Consider the following 20,910-nt stretch of genomic DNA (forward strand, 5'->3'; position numbering starts at 1 on the left):
GGACTCAAGAATTCGTTTTAGATTGCGTATGTGTATTTGGAAGCATTGGAAAACTCCACAGAATAGAGCTAAGAATTTGATGAAGCTGGACGTACCAAGATGGGCGGCGTATAATATCGCCTACTGCGGAGACAGATATGCAAGACTCGCTCACAATGGATGGGTACAAAAGGCTATAAGTACAAAGAGACTAACCTCATTTGGATTAGTCTCAATGTTAGATTACTACACCGAAAAGTGTGTTACTTGTTAAGTTGATTGAACCGCCGTGTACCGAACGGTACGCACGGTGGTGTGAGAGGTCGGAATTTCTCATTTATGAGAAATTCCTCCTACTCGATTATTATAGTGCTTTCAAAAACTCTTTTATATCCTTCGCGATTCTTTTTTCTTCAAATTTATATACATAGTGTGCACAGTTGAGTTTTACAAGTTTTCCGTTAGAAGATGCATCTACGAGGGCCTGATGGCCTTCAAGCCAGCCGGGAGAGAGTTCGGTAGTCTGTGCCGAGATGTACTGGATTGTCGGAGCTGTAGGGAGAGGATTGCTACTGATTTCATGTAGGGCTTCTATGCAATTTAAGCCTTCGTCCAGCTTGCAGTTATTTACGTCGTTTCTGTATCCAATGGCAGTTTCCATTTTAGCAAGCTCATCGGCTTCATCTGAATGTCCGCTCAGAACTCGCATAATTCCTGAATCAATAAGGCATCTCATAATTGGAAATTGCTTTTTGGCGGCGTCAAACTCTTCCTTATATTGATCATCCAAACCGGGGATTGATATATCCATTCCAACGATTCCCTCTACTTCCGCGGGATATTTCTGAGCCCAGAGAGTTGCTTCAACTCCTGCGATTGAATGAGGACATAATACGAAGGGGCCTTCTATGCCGGCTTTGGAAAGGCATTCTCTGTCATTTTCGACGATCTTATCGAAGGTTCTTTCTTCTTTTACAACGTCGCTTAAGCCGTAGCCGAATCGTTCAATGATAACCACTTTTGCATCGGTGCTTAAGTCTTTGCAAAGAGGAAGAAAATTGACGTATGGACTTGTGTCGCCCCAGCCTGACATAAGTACGATTGTGTGGTCGCCTTCGCCTTCCGTGTAGATGTGCATTTTGTGGCCGTCCACTTCGACATACTGTCCGGGAGGATTTTGCCATATCGCTTCTTCTTTTTTGAGCTCTATGCGGTGGTATATAAATGCACCTGTTATAAAAAGCAGGACGATTATTAAAATAACTGAAAAGATTCTTCCGAGTATCTTTAAAAATTTTTTCATAGTATACCTCACTTATCTAAAAGGGGGTCCTTGTTTCAAATACACTTTATCTTGTCTTAAATATACTGATTCATTGTGGTGAATGTTTAACTGTTCTTATTTTCCTGTTTGAAATAATTGGTGTCGGATTTATAGCATGCAAGCCATCTCGTTTCGCCGACATATTCGTATTCGTTTGCAATGTCTTCGGAGACGTAATCGGTTAACTTATTGAAGTTTGGAATAGCAATTACATTTTTGTCCCCGTAATAATTAAAGTTCTTTTCATCATTGTAGTAGTTGATCTCTAGCGTGATGCTCTCGTTTTCGCTGTCGTAGCAGGCATACTTCTTGCTGTCGTCAACGGCCTTGCACATGAGCGCAGTGTCTTTATCATCTGCAATGAAGACGGTGTCAACGTCAAGCGTATCAAAATAGTCGGTCATATCGACGATGTAATCTTTGTCCATGAGGTTGTCGTTTGCTACTTTGAAGTTGCCGACAAGCATATATGCACAAGCGAGCATTATGAGAGCCATTACAGGCATGGACTGCTTGTTTTGGTGAGTTGCGAGGTATCTGTTGAGCATGATTCCCATTCCGGTCAAAAGAATCGGTATTCCCACAAAAAGGTATCTGTAAGGAATGAAGTCATTGCCGGCGCGCATATCACCAACGATCAAAATGAGCATGTTAAACAAAATTACCGAGAAGAACGGTAAATAATAGTTATAGTTTGCGGCGCCGCGGATCCATTTATAGATGACGAGCGCTGTGACAATAAAAATCAATAAAACAAAAAGTGTTTTTAGCAAGATGAAAAACCACATCTTGGAAAATACAGGAACAGTTTCGTGTCCCATAATACCAAAGGCCTGGAAAACTCCTGCAAAAACGTACTTCAGGTTATCCCAAAACTCTGATATCTTTACCGGGGATGTGTCGGGAGAATGACCTGTGTAGATCAGGTTATAGGTAAACACACCTATTGAGGCAAAGATGCCTGTCATTGCCCAGACCGGAACCACACTTTCCTTGAAGGGATATCTCTTTTTCCACAAAGAGAACAGAGATGCAAAAAAGATTGGTGTGACTCCGCAGACAATTGTGTAAATTCCTGTAGAAGCGCATGTCACAAAAAGCAGTGACAGATATGTAAATAAGAATATGATTCTTTTTCTCTTGCTGAAACAATCGGCGAACTCACCATCATCAAATGCTATAAGGCATAGCACAAGCATGATCGGAACAAGAGCCTTAATGCTGTAATTGGCGTGCGCAAAGAACAGCATCTTGAAGTAATCAAGCCAGTCATAGTTATAAGGTGTTATGATGACGGCAAGCGAAAGAAATCTAACGCCGATCCGCACATGGAGCGCCATTAAAATGTTCCATATTGCGTAAATATATATGAAAACGATCAAAAGATCGGATAAGCCCACCGATAAGAACTCGTTGCCTGTGATCGCAAAAAACGGAACTGCAAATATGAGAGTGGAGTCAAACTCCATGCTGGTGGTTGCTACCCAGTTTGGAAGAATGAGACTTCCTTTATTTACAATCTCTCTAAGATGATATACAACGGTTGCAAAATCGGGATCCAGCGAAAGGCGAAGATCTGAAAGGTTAAAGTAGAAGATACTTGAGAGATTAACCGTAAAAAGTATCATCGCTGCTATTTCCCATAAACACATGCTCTTAATTCTCTGATATATTGTCTTAAAATAATTCTTCAAGTAATTCATTGCTGTCTCTTTTCTTATGTCGGGTAAAACTAAGTATTGCTTTGGGTAAGGTAATTTATAGCCCAATTAAGTTCGTAATCCTCGCCGGTGTGGAATATTTCAAGTGCGGCGTTTTTATCAAAAGGAATGTGAACCTCTACAGGGTTACGGCTGATGCGGTCTGCCTTTACATCAATATTGGGCTCGTCATTTTCGTTCAAGATAAGGCTGACCGGATAACTGACCTTGATTTTGTCATTTGCCAGAGTTATTGCTCCGCCTACAGCCTGGTTTGAACCATTGGGATTGGTGATTCCTGCAAGGGTTACATTTGGAAGCTTTGAAAGATAAAGCGATGTTCCGTCTCCTGCGCTTACACATGCAAAATTTGTGAGAGCAACTGCTTTAATGTCAGCAAATTCGCCTGTTCCATGTACAGCATGATCGGGAGAAACATCGATGTATTTTCCGTTCTTGCGAATACCGAGTCCCTGACCGAAGTAGTAATCATTTGTGAGGAGACTTGCAAGTGCACAGCCTATTTCGTCTAAGCCACCCGTATTTCCTCTGAGATCTATAACAAGGTATTCCATGCCCTGAGCCTTGAGTTCGGTAAGTCCTTTACGGAATATTTCTTTGGATTCCTTGTGATTGCCGGTGAGCATACCGAATATGTCACCGGGTTCGATCGATTGAACAGAGAGCATTTCACTGTTTAAACGCAGGTATCCGACATTGCCGGTAAGCATTTTTGTGCTAAAGTTTTCGTTAAACCACGGTAAGGCTTCTTCAATTGATTTAGCATTCGGCCTGTGTGAGTATGTTGTAAGTGTTTTTATACAGGTTGTGTTTTCTCCGATATTTTGCAGAGAAACAGTCTGCTCGGTGCCTTCTTTATTAATGAAAGATACGTCGACTGTTTCATTCCCGTAAGCTGATAAATAAATATATGAAAGGAATTCAGCATTTTCTTTTACCGGGACGCCCATGTCAGGGATACTTTCGGCAGCAGCTTTGATCGGCTTACCGTCCCACTTTGTAATAACGGTTCCGTCTTCGATCCCAAGTTGGTTGACTTCGGGAAGTGTGTTTACTGCAATAACTTCATCGTTATCAAGATGAACCATACAAAGGCCATATTCGTTATTTTTAAATATGGAATTGTTGGTTTCTTCATTCGAATCAAGTTCTACACCTACGTGCCCGTCATGAAGCTCGTTACAGAACATCTTCACCGCGTCGTAGTATTTGGTCAGATTCTTCTCGTTTTCAGCTTCTTCAACCATAGGCATATATTTTTCTTCAAGTGCTGAAAAATCTACATCTTTCCATTCTTTTAATATGTATGTTTTATCCATTGCCTGAGCCATCAGGTGAAATGATTCTGTATAACTCTTTTCAGAAAAGTTATATGTATTTGACGGAAGCATGAATAATAATGCTATAAAGCAGGCAATTGAAAGAAGGAAGGTAATGACGGTAACTACTTTGTAACCGATTTTTCTTTTTCCCAATAAAGTAGCTATCAGTGTCATAAGAGCCAATGCGTAGATTGGGAGGAAAGAAATAATGCTTTCTTTGCCGGCAATAACATAAATAATAATGTGGATCAAAGCGAGAAATATTGGGACAAAGCTTGCTTTTTTCCACAACTTGAGTTTGTTTTCATCGCCCTTTATTCGGGTATGGAGTATTCCGAGGGTCAATGCGATCAGTGCAAAAACTGCGAACCAGATAAGGTGAGTTTTGTCCATGGTGTATATGACCTGGTAAAGGGAGCCGAGTAATGTCTTCATTGTTACAATCCTTTCCTATATGTCATTTTCCGGTTAGTAGTTCTATTGCTGATGAAATAAATACTATCAGCAATATCAAAAGAATGCATAGCCGCTATGTTGCTTTAAATGCTTTGTTTTTTATGCCATATCTCTTTTGTTGCGATATTTCGATAAAAGAGTATCGACATATGCTATGCCTGTCATGGTACGACTGTAGTACTACGATAGGCATAGTACCATATGAAAACTGTGTTGTCAACATTTCGCTGAAAAAACTTTTTTACGTATCGGAACTGTTCTGATACCGTTAGTTTCAGGTAAGTTGTTAATAAAGTGTAAATATGCCAATTCTCCATTGACCTACGCAAACGTTTACTAATATAATGAGAACGTTAAGTGTGTGATTTAATGCGATAAAAAAATGGGAGCGAGGTATTATAATGAGAAAAGTTTCGAAGATTGTTACATCACTGGGGGCTGTCGGTATGTCAGCTGCCTTATTCTTTACTCCTATTGCCGGCGTAAGTGCGAGTGCACGTGCGGTAGGGCCTGAATTGGCTACAGGTATCGACGTATCCAAGTTTCAGGGTGGAATCAATTGGCAACAGGTTAAGGCAGCAGGTATCAGATTCGCCATGATACGTGTGGGAACAATGAAAAAGGGACTGGATGAACAGTTCGTCAACAATATTAATGGCGCAAATGCAGCAGGCATCAGAACAGGTATTTATATCTATTCTTATGCAACAACTCCGGAGGCAGCAGCTGTGGAGGCAAATCAGGTTCTTGCCTGGATTGCACCCTATGCGGTAACATTTCCGGTTGCGATTGATATAGAAGATAACGTTCAGAAAGGTCTTAATGCTGCACAGCTTCAGGCTATTGCAGATACATTCTGCAATATTCTCAGTGGCGCAGGATATGAGACATTGGTATATGCAAACAGAAACTGGTTCATGCAGAGGATGCCTTCAGTATCTGCACCTAAGTGGGTTGCACAGTACGACGTTGCCTGTGATTATCCGGGCGATTACGTAATGTGGCAGTCAAGCAGCCATGCAACTTATCCCGGAATTCCCGGTAGAGTAGACGTAGACCACCTTTATTCCGACTATTTCACAAGAATTATTCCTGAAGGTTTTAACAGCTGGGGCGGACATACATTCTATTATCACAACTTCCGTAAGCAGTTCGGATGGATTAATCTTGAAAACAAGAAATACCATTCCGATCCTAACGGATATATCCAGACAGGCTGGTTCCAGGACGAGAGTGGAATCTACTATCTCGATCCTACAGCAGGCGGACTTGCCAAGACAGGATTTGCCGATATCGAAGGCAAGCGCTATTACTTTGATGAAGCAGGCGTAAAGAGAACAGGACTTCTCAACCTCGGAGGAACTGTTTACTACGCAAATGCAGACGGTGTATGCCAGAAAGGTCTTGTACCTCTTGAAGACGGCGTTCACTACTTTGATGATGAGTATAAGATGCACACAGGTCTTACGCAGGTTGGAGATAAGCTCTACATGTTCAATCCTCAGGGTGTAATGCAGACCGGTATGGTTGCACTTGAGACAGGCAAGTATATGTTTGGTTCAGACGGCGCAGCTATCAAGGGATGGTATTCAAACGAGCAGGGACAGAAGTTCTTCTTTAACCAGGATCATGTTGCGGTTACAGGTAATCAGACTATTGAAAAGGCTAACTACCTCTTCAATCCTGAAGGCGTAATGCAGACAGGTTGGTCAGGAGAGATTGCTACAGGAAGATATTACTTCGGACCTGACGGAAAAATGGTTACAGGATGGAGCGATATCGAAGGACAGAGATATTACTTCGGTGCAGACGGTAAGATGGTTGTAGGAATGGCTTCACTTCCTGACGGAGTATACTATCTTGAGCCTAAGGACGGACACAGAACTGTAGGATGGGTTCAGCAGCCTGACGGATGGCGTTACTTTGACGGCAACACAGGTAAGATGCTTGTAAAGACAACTGCAGTACTTGAGAATGTGTCATGCACATTTGATAAGAACGGTCTCCTTGCAGATCCTGCAGGTTGGACACCCGGAACACCACTTCCGGCTCCGGCACCTGACGCAGGTGCGGCTGCATCAACAGGAGCCTCAACACCCGCTGCTTCAGCAGGAGCTTCAGCACAGACAGCTCCCGCGGCACCGGCTAATTAATATAATAATGAGGGGTTGGACGCTCAGTGCAAAAGCGCGGAGCGTCCAAAAATGTTTATAAACGGAGGGAAATTTAAAAATGAACATCGAAGAAGCAAAAGAGAAATTACAGAAGTACGGACAGGAGCATGTACTTAAGTATTATTCCGAACTTAGCGATTCTGAGAAGCAGGAGCTTCTTGCGCAGGTTGAGGACACGGATTTTGCGGTACTTGCTAATTGTAAGAATCTTGGACATGCTGACGAAAGAGGAGAGTTTGCGCCTTTGGCGGCTCTTCAGGTATCAGAGATCGAGAAGAGGAAAGACGAGTTTACTAAGCTTGGCGTTGAGACGATCAAGGCAGGCAAAGTTGCCGCAGTTCTTCTTGCAGGTGGAATGGGAACAAGACTTGGATCCGACAATCCGAAAGGAATGTATGATATCGGTATAACCAAGCCTGTTTATATCTTCCAGAGAATAATCGAGAACCTTCTTGATACAGTTAAGCAGGCAGATGGCACATACATCCGTCTTTTCATTATGACTAGTGAAAAGAATAATGATGCTACTGTTAATTTCCTTAAGGAGAAAAACTTCTTCGGTTATCCTGAAGATAAGATCACATTCTTTAAGCAGGAGATGGCACCGGCATCCGATTATGACGGAAAGGTATACATGGAGAGTAAGTCAAGAATCTCAACTTCTCCCAATGGTAACGCCGGCTGGTATTCATCACTTCTTAAAGCAGGACTTCGTGATGTCATCGTAAAAGAGGGCATCGAATGGATAGACATTTTTGCAGTAGACAACGTTCTTCAGAGAATTGCAGATCCTTGCTTTGTAGGAGCTACAGTTGCAGCTAAGGTTTCTTGCGGAGCCAAGGTTGTAAGGAAGAACGCTCCCGATGAAAAGGTAGGCGTTATGTGTCTCGAAGATGGCAAGCCTTCAATCGTAGAGTACTACGAGCTTTCACAGGAGATGATGGATGCCAAGGACGAGAATGGCGATCCTGCTTACAACTACGGAGTTATCCTCAATTATATGTTCAATGAGAAAGCTCTCTATGAAATCGCTCAGAAGGAACTTCCGCTTCACGTTGTTGAGAAGAAGATTCCATATATAGACGAGAATGCCAATCTCGTTAAGCCCGAGTCACCGAACGGATGCAAGTTTGAGCAGCTCGTTCTTGATATGATCCACATGCTTGATACATGCCTTCCTTATGAGGTAGTAAGAGAGCACGAGTTTGCACCTATCAAGAACAAGACAGGTGTTGATTCTGTAGAGTCTGCAAGAGAACTTTGCAAGAAGAACGGAATCGAGCTTTGATCATACGCAGAAATTTGAATGACAGAAAGAAGGTAGTAATATGACTATACTGGTGACAGGAGGAGCAGGTTACATCGGCTCTCACACTGTTGTTGAACTTCAGAACGCCGGATACGATGTTGTCGTAATGGACAACCTTGCCAATGCGAGCAAAAAAGTAATCGGAAGAATTGAAGCAATCACAGGCAAGAAAGTACCTTTCTACGAGACAGATATCAGAGACCGTGAAGGTCTTGAAGAGATCTTTTCAAAAGAAAAAATTGACGGAGTTATCCATTTTGCAGGACTTAAGGCAGTTGGAGAATCTGTTGAGAAACCTTGGGAATACTACGAGAACAATATCTCGGGAACACTTACACTTGTTGATGTTATGAGAAAGCATAACTGCAAGAACATAATCTTCTCGTCATCGGCGACTGTATACGGAGATCCCGCTTTTGTTCCTATCACTGAGGAGTGCCCTAAGGGAACATGCACAAACCCTTACGGATGGACTAAATCAATGCTTGAGCAGGTACTTTCCGATATTTATAAGGCTGATAACGAGTGGAACGTTGTTCTTCTTCGTTACTTCAATCCTATCGGAGCACACAAGAGCGGAACAATGGGAGAGAATCCGAACGGAATCCCTAACAACCTTATGCCTTACATCACACAGGTTGCTGTAGGAAAGCTCCCTCAGCTCAATGTATTCGGTAACGATTATGATACGCATGACGGAACCGGTGTGCGCGATTACATCCACGTTGTGGATCTTGCACTCGGACATGTTAAGGCGCTTAAGAAATTTGAGCCCGGAAGCGGACTTAATATCTATAATCTTGGCACAGGTGTCGGATACAGCGTTCTTGATATAGTCAAGAACTTTGAGGAAGCAACGGGAGTTAAGATCCCTTATGAGATCAAGCCCAGACGCGCAGGTGATATTGCTACGTGTTATTCTAATGCGGATAAAGCGGCAAAAGAGCTTGGCTGGCACGCGCAGTATGGAATAAAAGAGATGTGTGCGGATTCATGGAAATGGCAGAGTCAGAATCCTAACGGATATGATGAATAATTAAGATGTAAAAATATGTCGGTCGTATGCTCTGTAGGGAACATGCGACCGGTTTTTACTATCGGAATAGCAGGAGATAAGATGTTTAGACTTTGGGTAAGATTGGTGGAAGACAACCACCTTATAAAAGATATGGTCGTTTGCGACGAATCAAACGATACAAGAACACATAAAGTAATGAATGCCATTGAGAAGGCATGTTATGAAATGGACCTTTCCAAACCTATTTGGCTTGATAATATAGTAAAAGATTTCCAGATCCATTCAAAGTGTCGATTCAACAAAGACGCTTTTGTGGAGCAGATTGAGTTTGATTATATGGAGATACAAGTTATCGAAGAAGACTATTAAAAATTTACGTTATTTTTTTATAATAAAATAAACACAATTTCGACACATAATGAAACTATACTTATTTTAACAAATAGAAAAAAGGAAGAAGGTAGATACTATGTATGAAGATGTTACCAAAGAAAACAGTGGTGTAAATTCGTCAAACTCATACAACAGTTATAACTACACTAATTATAATTATTCCGATGATAAGACATATAACGGAGATTTGACAGGAAAGAGCGCATATGGATATGGAAACGGCGGGAATAATTACGGAGCCTATCAATATTCAAATGCAGGAAGTACAATGGGGAATGCTATGGGTAATATGGAAAGACCGGCTAAGAAGAGAGGTCTGAAGATTTTAGTTTCAATTATTGTGTTGCTTGCGATTGTCGGTGGAATTGGCGCAGGCGGATATTTGTATCGAACATACGGTAAGGACAAGCCGTTGTTCTCATTTAATACTAAGAAGACAGAAGAGAATACCGGTGCAAATCCGGATAATATAGCTACCACGACGGTATCAAACGTGGGAAAAGCTACAGTAACGGATGTTACAGGTGTTGTTCAGGAAGTTATGCCTTCAATGGTTATCATTCATAATAACCGTATCAAATCATCAAACTTTTTCGGATACGGTCAGGAATCAGAGGGACTTTATGCATCAGGAAGCGGAATTATTGTCGGCAAGAATGATTCGGAGCTTTTGATCGCAACAAACTTCCACGTAGTAGACGGAGCTGATTCAATCGAAGTTATCTTTTCCGATGGATCATCCGATGAAGAGGCGGCTAAAAAAGCGGTTCAGGCAGATCTAAAGGGTCCCGACCCCGAGATGGATCTTGCGGTAATTGCTGTATCTCTTAAGGATATTCCTGCTGATACGGCGTCAAAGATTAAAGTTGCCACACTTGGTGACAGTAATGCGCTTACACTTGGTGAGCCTGCTATCGCGATCGGTAATGCTCTTGGATATGGTCAGTCTGTATCTACAGGTGTTATCTCAGCGGTCAACAGAAAGTTTGATATGGGAGAGGGTTCATCCAAAATATATATTCAGACAGATGCAGCTATTAACCCAGGTAACTCAGGTGGTGCACTTCTTAATATCAAAGGTGAAGTAATCGGTATTAACTCTATCAAGATCGGTGAAGCGGCAGTTGAAGGTATGGGATATGCTATTCCTATCTCGCTTGCTAAGCCTAAGATTGAAGAGCTTATGAACCAGGAAACCAAGAAGAAAGTAAAAGAAGAAGACCAGGGAGTTATTGGAATCCAGGGTATAAGCGTTTCTGCTGAAGATACAATGAAGTATGGTATCCCTCAGGGCGTATATGTTTATGAGACTATTCCCGGAGGCGGAGCAGAAAAGGCAGGTATCGAAAAGGGCGATGTTATTGTGAAGTTTGACGGATCCGAGATCGGTTCTATGGAAGAACTTCATTCAAAGCTTAGATACTATTCGGTTGGAACTTCGGTTAATATAACGATACTCAGACCTAACGGAAATCAGTACGATACGATAGATGTTACGGTTCAGCTGTCCAATAAGAATATAGGTTCATCGGAAGATAATAATTCCAATGCGGAATCCGATAGTGCTTCAGATGATGAGAAGGCAGGAACAGGCGGCTGATATTAAGATAAGAAAGATAACAGAAAAGTATTAAATAAAAGAGGCGGTTCAAAATGGAAATTCATTTTGAACTGCCTCAATTTTTTGATCAAAATTTATACAAGAGTGGCTTGTTCCTTGTTGAATACAGGAATCTGAGGGTGAATACCTTCGCCTCGTATCTCAATAAGAGGTGAAGCCTTTCCTTCGATGTAATCTCTTGTAATGGTTACGCGTCCGATGTTGTCATCTTTGGGAATCTCATACATGATATCAAGCATGAAATCCTCGATGATGGCTCTGAGGGCACGTGCACCGGTTTCTTTTTCCAATGCTTTCTCAGCGATTGCTTCGAGAGCGCTGTCGTCAAATCTAAGATCGACCTCATCCAGGGCAAGTAGCTTCTGATACTGCTTAAGGATTGCATTCTTTGGCTCTTTGAGAATCTTGATAAGCATTTCTTTGGTAAGAGCCTGCAATGTACAGATGATTGGAAGTCTTCCGAGGAATTCGGGAATCATACCAAACTTCTTAAGGTCCTCAACCGTTACATTGGAAAGAACGTTGGGGTCATCTGCATATTTATCCTTAAGATCGGCATCAAAACCGATTGAAGTCTGTTTATTAAGTCTCTGAGTGATGATGTCTTCGAGGTCGGGGAAAGCACCGCCGCAGATAAACAGGATGTTTCTGGTGTTTACTGTGGCAAGAGGAACCATGGCGTTCTTGCTTCCTGCTCCTACGGGAACTTCTACATTTGAGCCTTCGAGAAGCTTAAGCATTCCCTGCTGAACAGATTCGCCGCTTACGTCTCTTGCTGTTGTATTTTTCTTTTTGGCAATCTTATCTATCTCATCGATAAATATAATGCCGTGTTCTGTCTTTTCCACATCGTTGCCTGAAGCTGCAAGGAGCTTACTTACAACGCTTTCGATATCATCTCCGATGTAGCCTGCTTCTGTTAGAGATGTTGCATCAGCAATAGCAAGCGGAACATCGAGAAGCTTGGCAAGAGTCTTAACAAGATAAGTCTTACCGCTACCTGTGGGACCAAGGAGAAGAATGTTTGATTTTTCTATCTCAATCTCATCCATGGTATCTGTCGCAACCCTTTTATAGTGGTTGTAAACCGCTACAGACATGACTTTTTTGGCCTTGTCCTGTCCTATGATAAATTCGTCAAGTTTGGCCTTGATCTTGTGGGGAGCGGGAATGTTCCTTATGTCTATAACGGGTTTTGATTTAGCTTCGCTCTTTTTCTTGATCTTCTGTGAGTTGGGAATGCCACCCATGTTGAAATCACCGGGCATATCGCCTAAGTTGAAAAAGCTCACATTCGGAAATGTCCCCATATTCTTATTGAGTTCATTCATAAGATTGGGGTTATTCAGAAGATTCTGATAATCAAACTGTGTGACCGTGTCCATTGTTTTGTGCATACAGTCTTCACAGATGCAGATATTATTGGGAAGATGGAACATCTTGCCCGCCTTGCTCTCAGGTCTTCTGCATACGAAGCAGACATCTTCAAACTCCGACTTGTCATTATTATCATTGTTGTCGGTATTTGAAGTGGTGTCTTCGGTATCTTTTGTGTCTTTGTTATTCAGTTCTTCGTCTGTAACTTCTCTGAAATCGAAGTTATCGTCTCTTTTATCTTCCATATTATCTCCATAGAGAAAAGAGGTTACTCAAAAGTTATGAATGTACCTGCTTTTCCTTTGAGTGCATCAGCTACAGAAGCAAGAGAAGTAATTAGAACCGAACCGTCGTGATTTGATTCCAAGAACTCAATTGCTGCCTGAATCTTGGGAAGCATGTCTACTTCGCCAAATTCGTCTGCTTCGATGTACTCTTTAGCTTCTTTAACGTTCATTTTAAGGATAGGTTCCTGATCATCCTTACCAAAATTCTTGTATACGTAAGGAACCGATGTAAGAATGATAAGTCTGTCAGATTTAAGGTCTGCAGCGAGCTTTCCTGCGATAGAATCTTTTTCGATTACCGCTGAAGCGCCTTTAAGAACGTGACCTTGCTCAATTACCGGGATTCCGCCGCCGCCGCATGCGATAACTTCCTGACCGGCTTCTACAAGAGTCTTGATAGCATCAATCTCAACAATCTTGATGGGGTTAGGAGCGGCAACGATTCTTCTGTAGCCTTTTCCGGGATCTTCTTTTACAAAGTTACCTTTCTTAATCTCTGTATCGGCGTCTTCTTTTGACATATAACGTCCGATTGCTTTAGTCGGTGCATAGAAAGCTTCGTCATAAGGATCTACCGTAACTTGTGTAAGGATAGTGCTTACCGGTTTGTAGATTCCTCTGCTTGTGAGCTCTGTTTTAAGAGAGTTCTGAATGTCATAGCCTACATAACCCTGGCTCATTGCATTACATACGCACATAGGAGCGGATGTGTAATCGATATACATTCTGTGGAGCTCAGTCATTGCTTTGTGGATCATGCTGACCTGAGGTCCGTTACTGTGAGTTATAACAAGCTGATAGCCTGCTTCTATAAGGTCGGCGAGTGCTTTTGCCGTAAGCTTTGTGGCATTTCTTTGTTCGTGTGTGGTTACTCCCAGCGCTTCGTGTCCGAGAGAAACAACTGCTTTGATGTTTTCCATGTTGGCCTCATTTCTGCACGTTGATCGTGCTTAATAAGATAATAATTTATTGTACAATAACTCCGTCTTTTTTGGAAGTAATACAGTAACGTACTACACTGCTAGTTGCGGTGCAGTCTGGCGTATACGTTGGGATCGAGATCCGGATTGACCTTGGTTATTTTTCTGTCATAGGTCATAAGTCCGTTTACTTCCTCTTCAACGTCGCTGACCTGCGTATATACTGCGCCTGAGAGCCCCTTTGAGATAAGCGGGATAATGTTCGCGTTTATCACGTTGTAGTAAGCAACGCCGAGTGCCTCGAGGTTATCGTATTTTTTGTATCCAAATACTCTGTCAACGCTTGAATGTCCGTCTATGTGGCAGGTAAATCCGCCATATTCGGAGATGACAAAAGCCCTGTTCTTAGGATCTTTTTCTACGGCAAGAGGTCTGAAGTAGTTGTGCACGCTTCTAAAGTCGCCGCTTCCTTCATCAAACCAGCCGCTGGCCTGGTCGATAGGTCTTGTGTTGTCGAGCTCTTTTGCCATAACGGTAGCACCTGCGGCGTTAAACTGCCCCCATCCTTCGTTGAAGAGAACCCACGTTGCTATTGAAGGTACGCTGTAGAGGTATCTTATAGTGTTCTGCATCTCGTTAAGCCATTCTCCCCGTCCTTCTGCCGAGTGTCTTGAGAATGTCTTGTAGTACGCGGGGCCGTCTGACATTCTTCCGAATACTTTCGGGAAAAGAGTCGGAAGATAGGAGACCATGGGCTTTGCATAGGATGAACCGCCGCTTACCATGTCCTGCCAGACTATCATTCCGAGCCTGTCGCAGTGATAGTACCAGCGCGCAGCCTCAATTTTTACGTGCTTTCTCATCATATTGAAATGAAGTCGTTTCATCTCAGTTATATCAAATATCAGCGCTTCGTCTGAAGGAGCGGTGTAGAGGCCGTCCGGCCAATAGCCCTGATCGAGAACTCCCATGAGGAAGTAGGGCTTGTGGTTAAGGAAGAAACGCTTTGTTCCCGTATTGTCTTCTTCAATGGTAAAAGATCTCATGGCAAAGTACGACTGAACGCTGTCGTCGCCTGCTTCTATGAGAATCGGGTACAGGTACGGATCCTCGGGGCTCCACAGATGAGCATCTTCAATTTCAAAAGAGAAGCTGTAACCTGCGGGAGCAAATTCTTTTACGCCGGCTTCGTTAGAAGGATATGTGTCTGACGAAAAGAAATCCTCACGCTCGGAGTTAAAGCTTTCGCCGGATTTCTTGGGCTTAATTGCCTCGTGTCCGGGAATTCTGACATCGATGTCGCAAGGCTTATTTGTTGAAACTTCGATAGTTACGCTCTTTAAATCCTGTGAAGGAGTTACGATAAGCTCTCTTATGTAAGTTTCGGGAACTTCCTCAATCCAGACAGTCTGCCAGATTCCGCTCTGAGCGGTGTAGTACATTCCGCCTCGTCTGAGAGTCTGCTTACCTCTGCTGTGGTAGGAGCTGTCGCTCGTATCCCTGACTTTAACATGAATAAGAGTGTTAAGAGCGGTGCTGTCATTATCCGTAAACTTCAGATGGTCCGTTATGTCCAGTGTAAAAGGAAGATATCCGCCGCCATGCGAGCCTACAAAAGATGAATTTATATATACTTCGGCAAACTGATCCACAGCTCCGAAATGCAGTAAGAATCTTGAGTTTTCATGTTTTCTTTTAAGTGTCGGAAGTACCTTTTTGTACCAGAGAACCTGATCGGGAAGAAGTCTTTTTTCCACACTTGATAAAAAGCTTTCGGGTGAAAAAGGTACGAGAATTTCGCCGTCAGTGTCCGCAGGGAGAACATTTGCCGATATATCCTGAACAATCTTGTATTCCCAGATACCGTTCAAATTCATAAAGCCGTCTCTTACAAAGCGCGGCCTTGGATATTCGGGAAGAACATTGTCTTTATCAAGATTTTCTCCCCATACTGTATAAAGCCTGTTAAGCACATCGTCCTCGTGAGGTTTGTCGATTGCTTTTATTGCATCAATTAAGTCCATTTTCAACCTTTCCTGTATTTCCGGCAGCGATGAGATCTTGGTAGAACGCTGTCAATGTTGCATATCTGTAGACAAAAATCCACAAAAGCGGAATGAAAAAGGTCAAGCATCCGAAAATGATAAGCGGAATGAAGCTTATGTGCAAACGAAAGAGCTTAAACCTGTTCCCTTGCATAAGAGTTTTGCTGTATGCAAGGAGCTCTTTTGCCGATCTGTCAGGATAATCATGTAATAAATAAAAAGCCTGTGAATATGTAAGTGACACGTAGATGTTCACGATAAGTCCGAATAGCAGTGCGATGAAGAGTGCGACTCTGACGGAAAAAGGTGATCTCGGTGTCAGGATAAACCAAATTATTGAAGCGGGAAGACTTGAAAGGAAGTCCGCAAGTACAAAGACTGATTGAATCTTTACCGCTTTGTCGGGGTGCTGCTTAAGTCCGAAGAAAATGTCGCCTGTTGAAACCGTCTGTGAGTAGATGAGATTCATGTACAGGTACGCTTTTCCTGAGACCAAAACACCAAGTAGTATGCTTACTATAAGGAATATTATTTGATTTATCGCAAATATAACAAGGCTACCCGAGCTTGAGATTGTCACAATGCTCGAGATAGCCATTTGCAGAACGAAAATTATAATATTTGCAAGTATTAAAATTCCGTATTTATCAAGTGATCTTTCTTTGGCGATTGCCTTTAATTCTGTCGATGTCTTAAGATTAGTCATTAAATATTGCTCCCAACTTACCCTGTAAGGTCTATATTTGCACCGACAAGTCCCTGACGGTGCATTGCTTTTCTCTCTTTTTCATACGGATTGTCTTCGTTTCCGTAGCGGATCTTGGTGGTTGTTTCACCTCCGCAGACATAGGTTCTGCCACATTCCGGGCAAACTGCAGTCTTTATCGAAACTGAAGCCTGAAGAACTTTGCCGTTATTCATGGCGGCTTCTTTGTAAGCATTACTTACATGTTCAGCCTCATGACCGCGTACTCTTGCAGGAGCGGACTGCGGACTTATGTGCTGAGCGCTCTTAAAAGAAACCATCTCATCGGAACCGTCCTGGTATTTGCGGTTCTTGCAGGTTTCGCACTCTGCGGGAGATGATACTCTGCCCGGTGCCTTCTCGGTGGAGGCATTGGGATTCAATATTGGTTTGTTTCCGGCTACAGCACTTGTGCCGATGGCGGCAGATCTGTATGGTGCATATCCGTTGCCTATCGCACCGATAATACTCATAACTTCAAATTACCTCGATTTTATTTCATTTAACATATCATCAAAACTTGTTCCGTACATTTGCTCAGACATCATGTTAAGCTGCTGGCGCTGTTCGGGGTTGGTAAGTACCGTATGTATGCTTGTAACCATCATGGTATATCCGAGAACTACGCCGACAGTTCCGAGTACAAGCGCTTTTTTGGCCTGCGGAAGGAATGTCTTCATGGTTCCCTTTGACAAAAGAGCCAGAACGACCGCTACACCGCCAAGAATGATGCCTGTGTAAAAGATAAGGCAAAGCGGTATTGAAAACATTCCCAGGATTCTGGCAAAAGTAGCAAGTGCCACGTGGCTGTCCAGCTCGTTATGTGCCTTGTTGTAGTTATAATTGTTGTAGTAGTATTTCTCGTCGTCGTTTTCTGCCATTTATATAAGAATGACTCCTTTTGAAATTTTTGGTTAATTACTTAAATTTTAGTATAAAACCCCGTATTTTACAATGCTTCGACATTTTACGGACTCTTGAAATACGTCCGCAAGGCTTGGTATAATATGGGAGTGCGCGGTTTATGAAAAAATAATCAAAAATTATTCTTTTTATCATAATTTCGGCGCACAAAGCATATATATACTGCGAGGTAGGTATGGATATAGTAGTAAAGATAAAAGAGGAGCTTAATGTAGAGAAGTGGCAGGTAGAAGCCGCTATTAAGCTTATTGATGAAGGAAACACCATTCCCTTTATCTCACGTTACAGAAAGGAAGTAACAGGCTCATTAAATGACGAACAGCTTCGTAACCTTGATGAGAGACTTAAGTATTTAAGAGGACTTGAGGAGAGAAGAGAGCAGGTTCTTGCTTCTATCGAAGAGCAGGGCAAGATGACAGATGAGCTTAGGGCTAAGATAGTTGCAGCCGAGACTATGGTTGCGATTGAGGACCTTTACCTTCCTTATCGTCCAAAGAGAAAGACAAGGGCAAGCATTGCCAGAGAGAAAGGGCTTGAAGGATTATCCGAGATCATTCTTGCGCAGGAAATTACAGGCTCACTGGAAGAAGCGGCCAAAGCTTTCGTAGACGCCGAGAAAGGTGTAAATGACGAGAATGAAGCCATCAGCGGAGCAATGGATATTATCGCCGAGGATATTTCCGATAACGCCGACTATCGTAAGTATATAAGAGAAGCGACAATGGAGAACGGTATACTTGTCGGAAGAGCCAAAGACGAGAAGGTTCAGAGCGTTTATGAGATGTATTACAACTACGATGAACCTGTGAAAAAAGTTCTCGGACACAGAGTACTTGCTCTTAACAGAGGTGAGGCTGAGAAGTTCCTTGTGGTTAAGATACAGGCTCCCGAAGAGGATATCTTAAGATACCTTAATACCAAGATTATTACAAAAGATAACCCTGTGACTACTCCGGTCATCGAAGAGATTACAAGAGATGCATATGAGAGATTGATAGCACCTGCTATTGAAAGAGATATAAGAAATGAGCTTACGGAGAATGCTGAAGACGGCGCTATTTCCGTATTTGGTAAGAACCTGACACAGCTCCTTATGGCACCTCCCATCGTAGGAAAAACTGTCCTTGGTTGGGACCCTGCGTTCAGAACAGGATGTAAGCTTGCCATAGTCGATGCTACCGGAAAAGTGCTTGATACCAAGGTTATTTATCCCACAGCACCTCAGAATAAAGTTGAGGAAGCTAAGGCGGATCTTAAGAAACTTATAGATAAATACAACGTAGACCTGATTTCTGTAGGTAACGGAACGGCTTCAAGAGAATCCGAGCAGGTCATTGTTGAGCTTATAAAAGAACTTGATAGACCGATTCAGTACGTAATCGTAAATGAAGCCGGAGCTTCTGTTTATTCTGCAAGTAAACTTGCAACAGAGGAGTTCCCACAATTCGATGTTGGTCAGAGAAGCGCGGCATCCATAGCAAGACGACTTCAGGATCCACTTGCAGAATTGGTTAAGATCGATCCCAAGTCAATCGGTGTAGGTCAGTATCAGCATGATATGAATCAGAAGAAACTCGGCGAGACACTTGAAGGTGTTGTCGAGGACTGCGTTAATAAAGTAGGTGTAGATCTTAATACGGCATCAGCACCTCTTCTTCAGTATATTTCAGGTATTTCAAAGGCAATTGCCAAGAATATCGTAGATTACAGAGAAGAAAACGGTAAATTTAAGAGCAGGGCAGAGCTTCTTAAAGTTCCGAAGCTTGGACCCAAGGCATATGAGCAGTGTGCCGGATTCTTGAGAATAGCTGACGGAGAGAATCCTCTTGATGCTACAAGCGTGCATCCCGAGTCATATGATGCAACACTTAAGCTTATGGATAAGCTTGGAATAACATTTGATGATGTTCGTGCGGCTCAGAAGAATGCTGCCAAGGCAGTTCTTGAAAAGCCTGCCGCTCGTCCCGAGAATAAACCCGCACCAAAGAAAAAGCCCAAGCAGGTTGTTATCAGAAATACAAATACAGCTATGGGAGCAGCTCTTGCGGCTGCACTTGCGGGAAGCAATCTTGCTGTTGTGGAAGAAAATGCTAAGGGCGGAAACGCTTCTGCAAAAGCGGAAAGCGAAGCAGGAAACAAAACAGTATCGGCTTCCGGAAGCGCAGCTGGTTCTCTTTCACATAAGATCACAGAAAGTGAGAAAAAGAAGCTGTCAGAAGAACTTGGTGTCGGAGAGATCACTCTTACAGACATTCTCAGCGAGCTTGAGAAGCCTTCAAGAGACCCTCGTGAGAGCATGCCTGCACCGATACTCAGAAGCGATGTTCTTGATATGAATGACCTTAAGCCCGGTATGGTACTTAAGGGAACGGTTCGTAACGTAATTGACTTTGGTTGCTTCGTCGATATCGGAGTTCACCAGGACGGACTTGTTCATATTTCACATATCACAGACAGATTCATCAAGCATCCGCTTGAAGCTGTGAGCGTAGGAGATATCGTAGATGTTCAGGTTCTTGATGTTGAAGTTGATAAGAAGAGAATCTCTCTTTCGATGAAGCTTCGTGATCCCGCTCAGGTTGCGGCAGAGGCTGCGGAAAATGCGGCAAAGAGACCCGCACAGGAAGCTGCAAAAGCTGCTGAAAGAAAGGCAAGAGACGAAGAAGCTAAAAAAGCTGCTAAAGCGGCAGCTCCTGCAAGAAAGTCTGTAGTTAAGAGAACAACTGTTAAAAAGGCAGAGACTTCGACAAACGCTAATAAGAGTGCAAGCGGCACAACGGCTACAGTTGCAAAAAAGGCTACAACAAGCGCGACATCCGATGCCGGAGCAGCTCCCGTTAAGAAGTTTAAGAAAAAAGGAATTGTTATCTTTAAAGGTAATGCAAACGATTAATGAAATGCGTTAGCACTGCTGTTATTTGAAATATGCTGGTTAATTAGAGCGTTCCCGGCCGGATTTGTCCGGCTGGGAATTATGTATATTATGGAGATTGGAGTGCCGGTAATTTAATAAAGTATTCCGACATATAATTGATTAAAGCTCAGCGTACAGCTATTCTTGTATAGGAAATCAAATTAAACTTGCTAAATATTGTTTTGGAAAATATAATGTCTCTTTGGTATAAGAGTGTGGAGCATTATACTCAATTTTTCTTTTGTGGCTTGATTCAGAAACAAGCGTACATCTTGCCATTTCCGGCATGATTTCATTTGGTGATTATTGTAGATTTTTGGGATTATTATACATTTTTGTCATGGCGCGCTACACAGAGGTGCTTGATTGGTGTAAGAACAT

15 protein-coding genes and 1 pseudogene are annotated in these 20,910 nt (G+C 42.6%); 7 read left to right on the forward strand and 9 right to left on the reverse strand.

Annotated features, from left to right (window positions below):
• Positions 1 to 253, forward strand: a pseudogene (locus G628_RS19325) (group II intron reverse transcriptase/maturase); the annotation flags it as partial.
• A gap of 90 nt (positions 254 to 343) precedes the next feature.
• Here G628_RS19325 and G628_RS0102755 read toward each other — a convergent pair.
• From G628_RS0102755 to G628_RS0102765, 3 genes are all read right to left on the reverse strand, one after another.
• On the reverse strand, positions 344 to 1,282 hold the full coding sequence (locus G628_RS0102755) for an alpha/beta fold hydrolase (protein WP_027208393.1): 939 nt from the start codon (positions 1,280 to 1,282) through the stop codon (positions 344 to 346).
• A gap of 86 nt (positions 1,283 to 1,368) precedes the next feature.
• Complete coding sequence (locus G628_RS0102760) at positions 1,369 to 3,006, reverse strand: hypothetical protein (protein WP_027208394.1); 1,638 nt, start codon at positions 3,004 to 3,006, stop codon at positions 1,369 to 1,371.
• A gap of 29 nt (positions 3,007 to 3,035) precedes the next feature.
• Positions 3,036 to 4,781 carry a S41 family peptidase gene (locus G628_RS0102765; protein ID WP_027208395.1) on the reverse strand — a complete coding sequence of 582 codons (1,746 nt, stop codon included), beginning with the start codon at positions 4,779 to 4,781 and terminating at the stop codon, positions 3,036 to 3,038.
• 422 nt (positions 4,782 to 5,203) lie between these two features.
• Here G628_RS0102765 and G628_RS0102770 point away from each other — a divergent pair, with 422 nt between their 5' ends.
• From G628_RS0102770 to G628_RS16210, 5 genes are all read left to right on the forward strand, one after another.
• Entirely contained in the window at positions 5,204 to 6,955 is a 1,752-nt protein-coding gene (locus G628_RS0102770) for a GH25 family lysozyme (protein WP_027208396.1), read from the forward strand.
• Between the two features lie 79 nt (positions 6,956 to 7,034).
• Positions 7,035 to 8,264 (forward strand): UTP--glucose-1-phosphate uridylyltransferase, encoded by a 1,230-nt coding sequence (locus tag G628_RS0102775; protein ID WP_026656128.1) that lies wholly within the window; start codon positions 7,035 to 7,037, stop codon positions 8,262 to 8,264.
• A gap of 40 nt (positions 8,265 to 8,304) precedes the next feature.
• The gene (galE, locus tag G628_RS0102780) at positions 8,305 to 9,321 is read left to right on the forward strand and encodes a UDP-glucose 4-epimerase GalE (RefSeq protein WP_026667862.1); all 1,017 of its coding nucleotides are present in this window, start codon (positions 8,305 to 8,307) and stop codon (positions 9,319 to 9,321) included.
• 81 nt (positions 9,322 to 9,402) lie between these two features.
• Positions 9,403 to 9,672 carry a hypothetical protein gene (locus tag G628_RS0102785; protein ID WP_026656126.1) on the forward strand — a complete coding sequence of 90 codons (270 nt, stop codon included), beginning with the start codon at positions 9,403 to 9,405 and terminating at the stop codon, positions 9,670 to 9,672.
• A gap of 100 nt (positions 9,673 to 9,772) precedes the next feature.
• Positions 9,773 to 11,296, forward strand: coding sequence for a S1C family serine protease (locus G628_RS16210; RefSeq protein ID WP_051198992.1), 1,524 nt, complete (start codon positions 9,773 to 9,775; stop codon positions 11,294 to 11,296).
• A gap of 95 nt (positions 11,297 to 11,391) precedes the next feature.
• On the opposite strand, the gene clpX is transcribed toward G628_RS16210, so the two are convergent.
• From clpX to G628_RS0102820, 6 genes are all read right to left on the reverse strand, one after another.
• Positions 11,392 to 12,939, reverse strand: coding sequence for an ATP-dependent Clp protease ATP-binding subunit ClpX (gene clpX / locus G628_RS0102795; protein WP_026656125.1), 1,548 nt, complete (start codon positions 12,937 to 12,939; stop codon positions 11,392 to 11,394).
• Between the two features lie 23 nt (positions 12,940 to 12,962).
• The gene (gene arcC / locus G628_RS0102800; protein WP_026656124.1) at positions 12,963 to 13,901 is read right to left on the reverse strand and encodes a carbamate kinase; all 939 of its coding nucleotides are present in this window, start codon (positions 13,899 to 13,901) and stop codon (positions 12,963 to 12,965) included.
• 101 nt (positions 13,902 to 14,002) lie between these two features.
• Positions 14,003 to 15,925, reverse strand: coding sequence for a glycoside hydrolase family 2 protein (locus tag G628_RS0102805; protein ID WP_027208397.1), 1,923 nt, complete (start codon positions 15,923 to 15,925; stop codon positions 14,003 to 14,005).
• Complete coding sequence (locus G628_RS0102810) at positions 15,912 to 16,652, reverse strand: DUF975 family protein (protein WP_026656122.1); 741 nt, start codon at positions 16,650 to 16,652, stop codon at positions 15,912 to 15,914. Before G628_RS0102810 ends, G628_RS0102805 begins: the two co-directional genes overlap by 14 nt.
• A 17-nt stretch (positions 16,653 to 16,669) precedes the next feature.
• Complete coding sequence (locus G628_RS0102815; protein ID WP_027208398.1) at positions 16,670 to 17,164, reverse strand: hypothetical protein; 495 nt, start codon at positions 17,162 to 17,164, stop codon at positions 16,670 to 16,672.
• Positions 17,165 to 17,173: 9 nt separating this feature from the next.
• Positions 17,174 to 17,572 carry a hypothetical protein gene (locus G628_RS0102820; RefSeq protein ID WP_026667865.1) on the reverse strand — a complete coding sequence of 133 codons (399 nt, stop codon included), beginning with the start codon at positions 17,570 to 17,572 and terminating at the stop codon, positions 17,174 to 17,176.
• Positions 17,573 to 17,790: 218 nt separating this feature from the next.
• Between G628_RS0102820 and G628_RS16215 the strand changes: the two genes are divergently transcribed.
• Positions 17,791 to 20,508: a Tex family protein gene (locus G628_RS16215; protein WP_034500591.1), complete on the forward strand. Its 2,718-nt coding sequence runs from the start codon at positions 17,791 to 17,793 to the stop codon at positions 20,506 to 20,508.
• Positions 20,509 to 20,910 lie beyond the last annotated feature (402 nt).

The sequence above is a fragment of the Butyrivibrio hungatei NK4A153 genome (genome assembly GCF_000424465.1).
Taxonomy (GTDB): Bacteria; Bacillota; Clostridia; order Lachnospirales; family Lachnospiraceae; genus Butyrivibrio; species Butyrivibrio hungatei_A.